Consider the following 7,867-nt stretch of genomic DNA (forward strand, 5'->3'; position numbering starts at 1 on the left):
TCATCGCGGGGTCGGCGTCCAGGCCGATGACGCGGGCGCCGGCGTCGATCAGCCGCTGCGTCAGCTCGCCGGTGCCGCAGCCGAGATCGAGGATGGACTCGCCGGGCTGCGGTTTGAGCCAGTCGAGCAGCTCCGCACCGTAGGCGGCCACGAACGCGAAGTCGCGGTCGTAGGCCCGTGCGTCCCAGTTGGTCACGGTCACAGACTCCTCACCCAGTTCTCCAGGAGGTGCAGTCCCGCGTCGCCCGACTTCTCGGGGTGGAACTGCGTCGCGCTCAGCGGCCCGTTCTCGACGGCGGCGACGAAGCTGTCGCCGTCGTGCGTGCAGGTGGTCACCAGCGGTGCCTTCAGCCGCTCGGGCGGCGGCATGACCCACCGGCGGACACCGTACGAGTGCACGAAGTAGAACCGATCCTTCTCCACGCCGTCGAACAGCACCGAGCCGGCCGGTACGTCGACGGTGTTCCAGCCCATGTGCGGCAGCGGGTGGGCCTGCAGCTGCTCGACGGTGCCGGGCCACTCGCCCATGCCCTCGGACTCGACGCCGTGCTCGACACCGCGTTCGAACAGGATCTGCATGCCGACGCAGATGCCCAGCACCGGCCGGCCGCCGGCCAGCCGGCGCCCGACGACCTCGTGCCCGCGGACGGCGCGCAGGCCGGCCATGCAGGCGGCGAACGCGCCGACGCCGGGGACGACGAGACCGTCCGCCTCGGCGGCGGCCTCGCGGTCCGCGGTCAGCGTGACGTTCGCGCCGACCTTCTCCAGCGCGCGCGTCGCGGACCGGACGTTGCCGGATCCGTAGTCGAGCACGACCACGTCTCGTTTGGGTTGCACGTCACTCATCGTCCACCTCGGCGTGTCACACTGCCAGCGTGACCCTCGACGATCGCGCCGGCGCCGCAGTACCCGGGGCGGCACGACGCTGGCCGCTGCGGGTCGCCGTGGGCTCCGCGGCGGTCGCGGTGGCTGGTCTGGCGACCACCGGCGCGGGCGGCTGGTACTACGCCGACGAGCTGCTGCAGGTGCGGCCCGAGCCGCCCGACTACCCCATCGAGGTCGTGGCGGTCGTGGGCAGCACGGTCACGCTGTCCGGCCCGGGCGCCCAGGAGCCCGGCGTCGTCGGCCTGGAGTGGCCCGGCGGCTTCGCGCGCGTCGGCCCTGACATCGACGTCGCCGGCGAGTACGTCCTGCGCAGCATCGAGCCCTACCCGCAGCTGCCCGCCGTCGGCACTCAGGTGCGGGTGGCCTACTACGCCGCGCCCAACGCCCTGCGCGACCTGTCGCGCGTCGCCGGCGTCGCGGCGCGGCGGGTCGACTTCGACGGCCCGCTCGGCCGCTACCCCGCCACGTACGTCCCGGCCGACGGCGACCGCTGGCTGGTCCACGTGCACGGCCGCGGCGCCACCAGGGGTCAGGCGTACCGGCTGGTCCCCACGGTGCACCGTCTGGGGCTGCCGCAGCTGTCCATCGCCTACCGCAACGACGACGGCGCGCCCGAGGGTCCGCACCGCGAGTACGGCCTGGGCTGGACGGAGTCCGAGGACCTCGCCGCGGCCCTCGACTGGGCCCGTGAGCAGGGCGCCCGCGAGTTCGTCCTGACCGGTTACTCGATGGGCGGCGCCATCGTGGGCAACCACCTGCGCGTCGCGGGATCGGACGACGTCGTCGGTGTCGTGTACGACTCGCCGGTGCTGTCGTGGCTGGACATCCTGGCCTACCAGGCGCGGCTGCGCGGGGTGCCGGCGTTCGGCGCCACCGTCGCGGCGTCGGTCGTGCGGGCGCGCACCGGCATCAACGTCTGGGCCATGGACCAGGTGGCGCACGCCGACCGGCTGGACGTCCCGGTGCTGCTGATCCACGGGTCGGGCGACACCACCGTCCCGGTGACGTCGTCGGACCGGTTCGCCGCGGCCCGGCCCGACCTCGTCACGTACCTGCGCACGCAAGCCGAGCACGTCCGCAACTGGAACCTCGACCCGGCCGGCTACGAGGCGGCGGTGGCGGCGTTCCTGACCTCGCTGCCCGCGCTCGGCGCCGACGACGGCGCGGCCGTTCAGGTCTAGCGTCGTCACAACGCGCCCTTCGTCGACGGCACGCCGCGCTCGCGCGGGTCGATGGCGACGGCGGTGCGCAGCGCCCGTGCGACGGCCTTGAACTGCGCCTCGGCGATGTGGTGGGGGTCGCGGCCGCCGAGCACGCGCACGTGCATGGTCAGGCCGCCGTGGTGGGCGAGGCTCTCCAGCACGTGCGCCGTCAGCGAGCCGGTGAAGTGGCCGCCGATCAGCACGTACTCCTGCCCGGCCGGCTCGCCGGAGTGCACGAAGTACGGCCGCCCGGACACGTCGACGACGGCGTGCGCCAGCGCCTCGTCCAGCGGCACGGTGGCCTCGCCGTAGCGGACGATGCCGACCTTGTCACCGAGCGCCTCGCGCAGCGCCTGGCCGATGACGATGGCGGTGTCCTCGACGGTGTGGTGGACGTCGATGTGGGTGTCGCCCTCGGACCGGACGGTGAGGTCGATGAGCGAGTGCCGCGCCAGCGCCGTGAGCATGTGGTCGTAGAACGGCACCGTGGTGGCGATGTCGTGGCGGCCCTCGCCGTCGAGGTCCAGCTCGACGCTGACCTTGCTCTCGCTGGTCGCGCGCTCGACCTTGGCGGTGCGGCTCATGACTGCTCCTTCAGTACGTCGGTGAGGGCGACCTTGAACGCCGTCGTCTCCTCCGGGGTGCCCACCGACACCCGCAGCCAGCCGTCCGGGCCGGTCTCGCGGATGAGGACGCCGTGGTCCAGCAGACCCTGCCAGACGGCGTGGCGGTCGGCGAACCGGCCGAACAGCACGAAGTTCGCGTCGGACTCGGCAGCCTCGAGGCCCTGCTCGCGCAGCCACGCCGCCAGCGCGTCGCGCTCGTCGCGCAGCTGGGCGACCCGGGCCTGCAGCTCGGCGGCGTGCTCGAGCGCGACGACGGCGACCGCCTGCGTGACGGCGGACAGGTGGTACGGCAGCCGGACGACCCGCAGGACGTCGACGATCTGCCGGCTCGCCGCCGCGTAGCCGAGGCGGGCGCCGGCGAACGCGAACGCCTTGCTCATCGTCCGCGTGACGATCAGCCGCGGGTGGGTGGCGAGCAGGCTGAGCGCGCTGGGGACGCCGTCGCGGCGGAACTCCGCGTACGCCTCGTCGACCACGACGATGCCGTCGCCGGCCTCGTGCAGCGTGCTGACCAGGTCGAGCGGGACGGCGGTGCCGGTGGGGTTGTTGGGCGAGGCGACGAAGACGACGGTCGGCTGGTGCTCGGCGATCGCCTTCAGTGCGGCATCGGGGTCGATGCTGAAGTCGTCCTCGCGCTGGGCCGTCACCCACGTCGTCGAGGTGTCGCGGGCGTACTCGGGGTACATCGAGTAGGTCGGCGCGAAGCTGAGCGCCGTTCGTCCCGGCCCGCCGAAGGCCTGCAGGATCTGCAGCATCACCTCGTTGGAGCCGTTGGCCGCCCACACCTCGCCGGTCTCGAGCGTGACGCCGGACTCGCGCTCGAGGTAGGCCGCGAGCCGCTCGCGCAGCGTCGTCGCCTCGCGGTCGGGGTAGCGGTTGAGGTCGCGGACGGCGTGCGCGACGGCCCGCGCGGCGTCGGCGACCAGCTGCTCCGACGGCGGGAACGGGTTCTCGTTGACGTTCAAGCAGACCGGCACGTCGAGCTGCGGCGCGCCGTACGGCTCGACGCCGCGCAGCTCGTCGCGGATGGGCAGCTCACTCATCGCCGAACCTCGCCGCGATCGCCTCGCCGTGGGCGGGCAGGTCCTCCGCGTTCGCGAGGGCGCGGACGTCGTCGGCGATGTCGCGCAGGGCGGCCTCGTCGTAGTGCACGACGTGGACGCCGCGCAGGAACGTCTGCACCGACAGGCCCGACGAGTGCCGCGCGCTGCCGCCGGTGGGCAGGACGTGGTTGGAGCCGGCGGCGTAGTCGCCGAGGCTGACCGGGGACCACGGGCCGACGAAGACGGCGCCCGCGTGCTTGACCTTGGCGGCGACGGCCGCGGCGTCGCGGGTCTGGATCTCCAGGTGCTCCGCCGCGTAGGCGTCGACCACGGCCAGTCCCTGCTCCAGGTCGTCGACCAGGACGATGCCCGACTGCTCGCCGCTCAGGGCCGTCCGGACCCGCTCGTCGTGCTTGGTCGCCTTCGTGCGCAGGTCGAGCTCGGCGGTGACGGCGTCGGCGAGGGCTTCGCTGTCGGTGACGAGGACGGAGGCGGCGAGCGGGTCGTGCTCGGCCTGGCTGATGAGGTCGGCCGCGACGTGCCGGGGGTCCGCGGTGTCGTCGGCGAGCACCGCGATCTCCGTCGGCCCAGCCTCGGCGTCGATGCCGACGACGCCGCGCAGCAGCCGCTTCGCCGCCGCGACGTAGACGTTGCCGGGCCCGGTGACGAGGTCGACGGGCTCGACGGTTCCCTGGATGCCGTAGGCGAACATCGCCAGCGCCTGGGCACCGCCGACCGCGTACACCTCCGTGACCCCGAGCAGCGCGCACGCGGCCAGGATGGTCGGGTGCGGCAGGCCGGTGTCCCGCTGCGGCGGGCTCGCCACCGCCAGGCTGCCGACGCCGGCCACCTGCGCCGGGACGACGTTCATGACGACGCTGCTCGGGTAGACCGCGAGGCCGCCGGGCACGTACAGGCCGACGCGCTCGACCGGGATCCACCGCTCGGTGACGGTGCCGCCGGGGACCACCGTGGTGGTGACGTCGGTGCGGCGCTGGTCACCGTGGACGAGGCGGGCGCGGCGGATGGACTCCTCGAGCGCGGACCTGACGCGCGGATCGAGCCGCTCACTGGCGCTGTCGATGGCGTCCTGCGGGACGCGCACGTCCGTCAGCTCGACGCCGTCGAACCGGGCCGTGAGCTCCTTGACCGCCGCCAGCCCACGATGCCGCACGTCGTCGCAGATGGGCCGGACGGCGTCGAGCGCTGCCTCGACGTCGATCGGGGCGCGTGGGACGAGCGTGCGGTAGTCGAGGCTCTCGCCGGCGGCGAGCCTCCCCCGCAGGTCGATGCGGCGTATCACTCACCCGAGTCTATGTGCGCGGTTCACCCCTCGGACGCATTGCCCGCATCGCAAGATGCGAGGCCAGGCTCGAGGGCTAGCCGAAGATCGCCCGCACCATCGCCGGCACCGAGGCCGCCACCTCGCGCAGGTACCCCTGCCGCGTCCCGGGCGGGTTGGAGTCCATCGAGTCGTGCGCGACGCCGACCGCGTCGAGGCCGAGGGAGCGGCACAGCGCGACCGTCCGCGGCAGGTGGAACCGCTGGCTGACCACCAGCAGCCGCGACAGCCCGAACTCGTCGCGGGCCCGCACGCAGGACGCCCAGCTGTCGACGCCCAGCGGGTCCTCGATGATCGCCGTGCCCGGCACTCCGGCGTCCTCGAGGTAGCGCCGCATCGCCGCCGGCTCGTCGTAGCCGCCCGGCGCCGTCCCGCCGCTGACCAGCAGCGTCCGCGTCCGCCCGAGGTGGTACAGCGCGGCCGCGACGTCCAGCCGCCCGGCCAGCAGCCGCGACGGGCGCCCGTCAGCGCGCACGCCGGCGCCCATCACCATCGTCACGTCCGTCGACGGAGCGTCGGCCGGGTCGGACAGGATGCGCCCCTTGCTCGCCCCGTACGCCCACAGCGTCGGCACGGCGAGGGCGAGGACGGCGGCAGCGGCGGCCAGCGCGACCCAGCGCCGGCGGCTCACCCGACCACCGGCTCGAGGTATCCGTGCAGGACGGCGCGCAGCTCGCCCTCCAGGGCGGCCCGCTCGTCGCCGCCGGCGGCCACGATGAGCGGCATCATCGCCCGGACCAGCTGGATGGCCACCGTCGCCGTCCGCTGGACGACGTCCGGCGGGAGGCCCGGCGCACGCGCCGACAGCAGCGCCGTCACCCGTCCGAGCAGCGCGGCGTGCAGCGGCGCGACCGCGGCGGTGAGCGACGGCGGCAGGTCCGGCCGCGCGAACAGCGCCTTGAAGCCGCGGTTGGCCAGGTTGAACTCGACCAGCGGGCCGGTGATCGCGCCGATCAGCTGGTCCAGCGGGAGCGCGGCGAGGTCGGCGCCCTCGAAGGCCGCCGTGCGCAGCTCGGCCAGCTGCGCGGCGTACCGCTCGGCCAGCGCATGGGCGATGTCGTCCTTGTTGGCGAAGAACTGGTAGAGCGAGCCGGGTGAGATGCCGGCCTTCGCGGCGATCGTGTTGGTGCTGGTCGCCTCGTAGCCCGACTCGGCGAACGCCTCCGCCGCGGCCATGAGGATCTGCTCGATGCGTGCCTGCCCTCGAGCCTGCCGTTTCGTCACACCACCCACTCCAGCGTCGACTCGACAAATACGAGCGGACGCTCGTATTCTGCGAAACACGAGCTTCGACTCGTCTTTTCATCGACGCTACCACGAGGGAGCCGCCGATCATGCTCGGCCGATACGTCACCCGCGCCCCGCGCCGGATCCTCGCCGGGTCCGTCCTGCTGTTCCTGCTCGCCGGGGTGCTGGCCGCGACCGTCATCGAGGCGCTCGCGCTGAACCGGTACGAGGCGCCCGGGTCGGAGTCGCTCCGGGCGCGCGCCGCCCTCGCCGAGCAGTTCGGCACCAGCACGTCGAACGTCGCGCTCCTGGTGACCGCGACGGACGGCGGCAGCGTGGACGACGCCGACGTCGCCGCCGCGGGCGCCGCGCTGACCGATCGGCTGGCCGCCGAGCCCGGCGTCGGCGACGCGTGGTCGTACTGGAGCGACGGCGCCGCGACGCTGCGCAGCGAGGACGGCCGGCACGCGCTGGTGCTGGCCTGGGTCCCGGGCGACGCCGACCACGTCCGCGGCGACGTGCTGCCCGCCCTGACCGAGCGGTTCGCCGGGACCGACGGCCCGGTCGAGGTCGCGATCGGCGGCGGCGACGAGGTGTTCCGGGTGGTCGCCGAGCAGGCCCGGGCCGACTTCCTGCGCGCGGAGATCGTCATCCTGCCGCTGGTGGGCGCCCTGCTCTGGCTGGTCTACCGGCGGCTGGGCCCGGCGCTGGTCACGCTCGGCATCGGGCTGTTCTCCGTCGTCGGGACGCTGGCGATCCTGCGCGTCGTCACGCTGTTCACCGAGGTGTCCACGTTCGCGTCGAACATCGCGCTGGTCATGGGCATCGGGCTGGGCGTGGACTACGGCCTGTTCGTGACCTACCGGTTCCGGGAGGAGCTCGCCCGCGGCCTCCCCGTCCCCGACGCGGTCCGGGTGGCGGTCGCCGGGGCCGGCCGGACCGTGCTGTTCAGCGGCGCGACGGTGGCGGCGTCGCTGGCCGTGCTGTTCGTCTTCCCGTTCCCGTTCCTGTCGTCGTTCGCCTACGCGGGCATCGCCGTCGTGCTGACCGCGGTCGTCGGGGCGACGGTGATCCTGCCGGCGGCGCTGATGCTGCTCGGCCACCGCGCCGCCCGCCGGGCCGGCCGCGGCCGGGCCGAGCGCGAGACCGGCTTCTGGTTCCGGGTCTCGACGGCGGTGATGCGACGGCCCGTGGTCAGCGGGGCCGCGGCGCTCGTCGTGCTGCTGGGCCTCGGCGCACCGGCCGCCGGCGTCGACTTCGGCTCCCCCGACGACCGCGTGCTGCCCGCGGGCCAGCCGGTCCGCGACCTGTACGACACCGTCCGAGCCGAGTTCGCGACGGAGGACGCCGACGCCGTCCAGGTGGTGGCGCCGTCGCTGCCGGACGCCGAGATCGCGCCGTACGCGGCGGCGCTGTCGGAGCTGGACGGCGTCGAGCGGGTCGACTCCGCGGCCGGCGCGTTCGCCGGCGGCGCCCGCATCGCGGCCGCCGCCGACCCCGGCCGCTACGCCGACGGCACGGGTGCCTGGTTCGCCGTCGTGC

9 protein-coding genes are annotated in these 7,867 nt (G+C 74.2%); 2 read left to right on the forward strand and 7 right to left on the reverse strand.

Features of this window, described 5'->3' with window-relative positions; all coding sequences use genetic code 11:
* Window positions 1-196: class I SAM-dependent methyltransferase (locus DY240_RS25320; protein WP_158602997.1), on the reverse strand; the 196-nt coding region annotated here is incomplete at its 3' end.
* A gap of 2 nt (window positions 197-198) precedes the next feature.
* Window positions 199-837, reverse strand: coding sequence for an imidazole glycerol phosphate synthase subunit HisH (gene hisH, locus DY240_RS25325; protein WP_233552872.1), 639 nt, complete (start codon window positions 835-837; stop codon window positions 199-201).
* A gap of 38 nt (window positions 838-875) precedes the next feature.
* On the opposite strand from hisH, the gene DY240_RS25330 reads away from it, so the two are divergent.
* A complete protein-coding gene (locus DY240_RS25330; protein ID WP_147375521.1) occupies window positions 876-2,066 on the forward strand; it encodes an alpha/beta hydrolase in 1,191 nt (396 codons plus the stop codon).
* 5 nt (window positions 2,067-2,071) lie between these two features.
* Here DY240_RS25330 and hisB read toward each other — a convergent pair whose 3' ends face one another.
* The 5 genes from hisB to DY240_RS25355 all read right to left on the reverse strand — a co-directional run bounded on the left by hisB (window position 2,072) and on the right by DY240_RS25355 (window position 6,322).
* The gene (gene hisB, locus DY240_RS25335) at window positions 2,072-2,671 is read right to left on the reverse strand and encodes an imidazoleglycerol-phosphate dehydratase HisB (RefSeq protein WP_046767700.1); all 600 of its coding nucleotides are present in this window, start codon (window positions 2,669-2,671) and stop codon (window positions 2,072-2,074) included.
* Window positions 2,668-3,756 carry a histidinol-phosphate transaminase gene (locus DY240_RS25340; RefSeq protein ID WP_119662474.1) on the reverse strand — a complete coding sequence of 363 codons (1,089 nt, stop codon included), beginning with the start codon at window positions 3,754-3,756 and terminating at the stop codon, window positions 2,668-2,670. Before DY240_RS25340 ends, hisB begins: the two co-directional genes overlap by 4 nt.
* Entirely contained in the window at window positions 3,749-5,059 is a 1,311-nt protein-coding gene (gene hisD / locus DY240_RS25345; protein WP_119662475.1) for a histidinol dehydrogenase, read from the reverse strand. The genes DY240_RS25340 and hisD overlap by 8 nt, the downstream gene beginning before the upstream one ends.
* A 76-nt stretch (window positions 5,060-5,135) precedes the next feature.
* Window positions 5,136-5,729 carry a SanA/YdcF family protein gene (locus DY240_RS25350; protein WP_119662476.1) on the reverse strand — a complete coding sequence of 198 codons (594 nt, stop codon included), beginning with the start codon at window positions 5,727-5,729 and terminating at the stop codon, window positions 5,136-5,138.
* Window positions 5,726-6,322, reverse strand: coding sequence for a TetR/AcrR family transcriptional regulator (locus DY240_RS25355; protein WP_199702400.1), 597 nt, complete (start codon window positions 6,320-6,322; stop codon window positions 5,726-5,728). Before DY240_RS25355 ends, DY240_RS25350 begins: the two co-directional genes overlap by 4 nt.
* 110 nt (window positions 6,323-6,432) lie before the next feature.
* Here DY240_RS25355 and DY240_RS25360 point away from each other — a divergent pair.
* Window positions 6,433-7,867, forward strand: a 1,435-nt coding sequence (locus DY240_RS25360) for an MMPL family transporter (RefSeq protein ID WP_147375522.1), incomplete at its 3' end; no start/stop codon positions are given.

Origin of the sequence: Jiangella rhizosphaerae (genome assembly GCF_003579925.1) — a bacterium.
In the GTDB taxonomy this organism is placed as follows: Bacteria; Actinomycetota; Actinomycetes; order Jiangellales; family Jiangellaceae; genus Jiangella; species Jiangella rhizosphaerae.

Bases quoted from the DNA above. Each gene is read 5' to 3' on its own strand.
- hisB (WP_046767700.1), bottom strand. From the start codon at position 2,671: ATGAGCCGCACCGCCAAGGTCGAGCGCGCGACCAGCGAGAGCAAGGTC.
- DY240_RS25340 (WP_119662474.1), bottom strand. From the start codon at position 3,756: ATGAGTGAGCTGCCCATCCGCGACGAGCTGCGCGGCGTCGAGCCGTAC.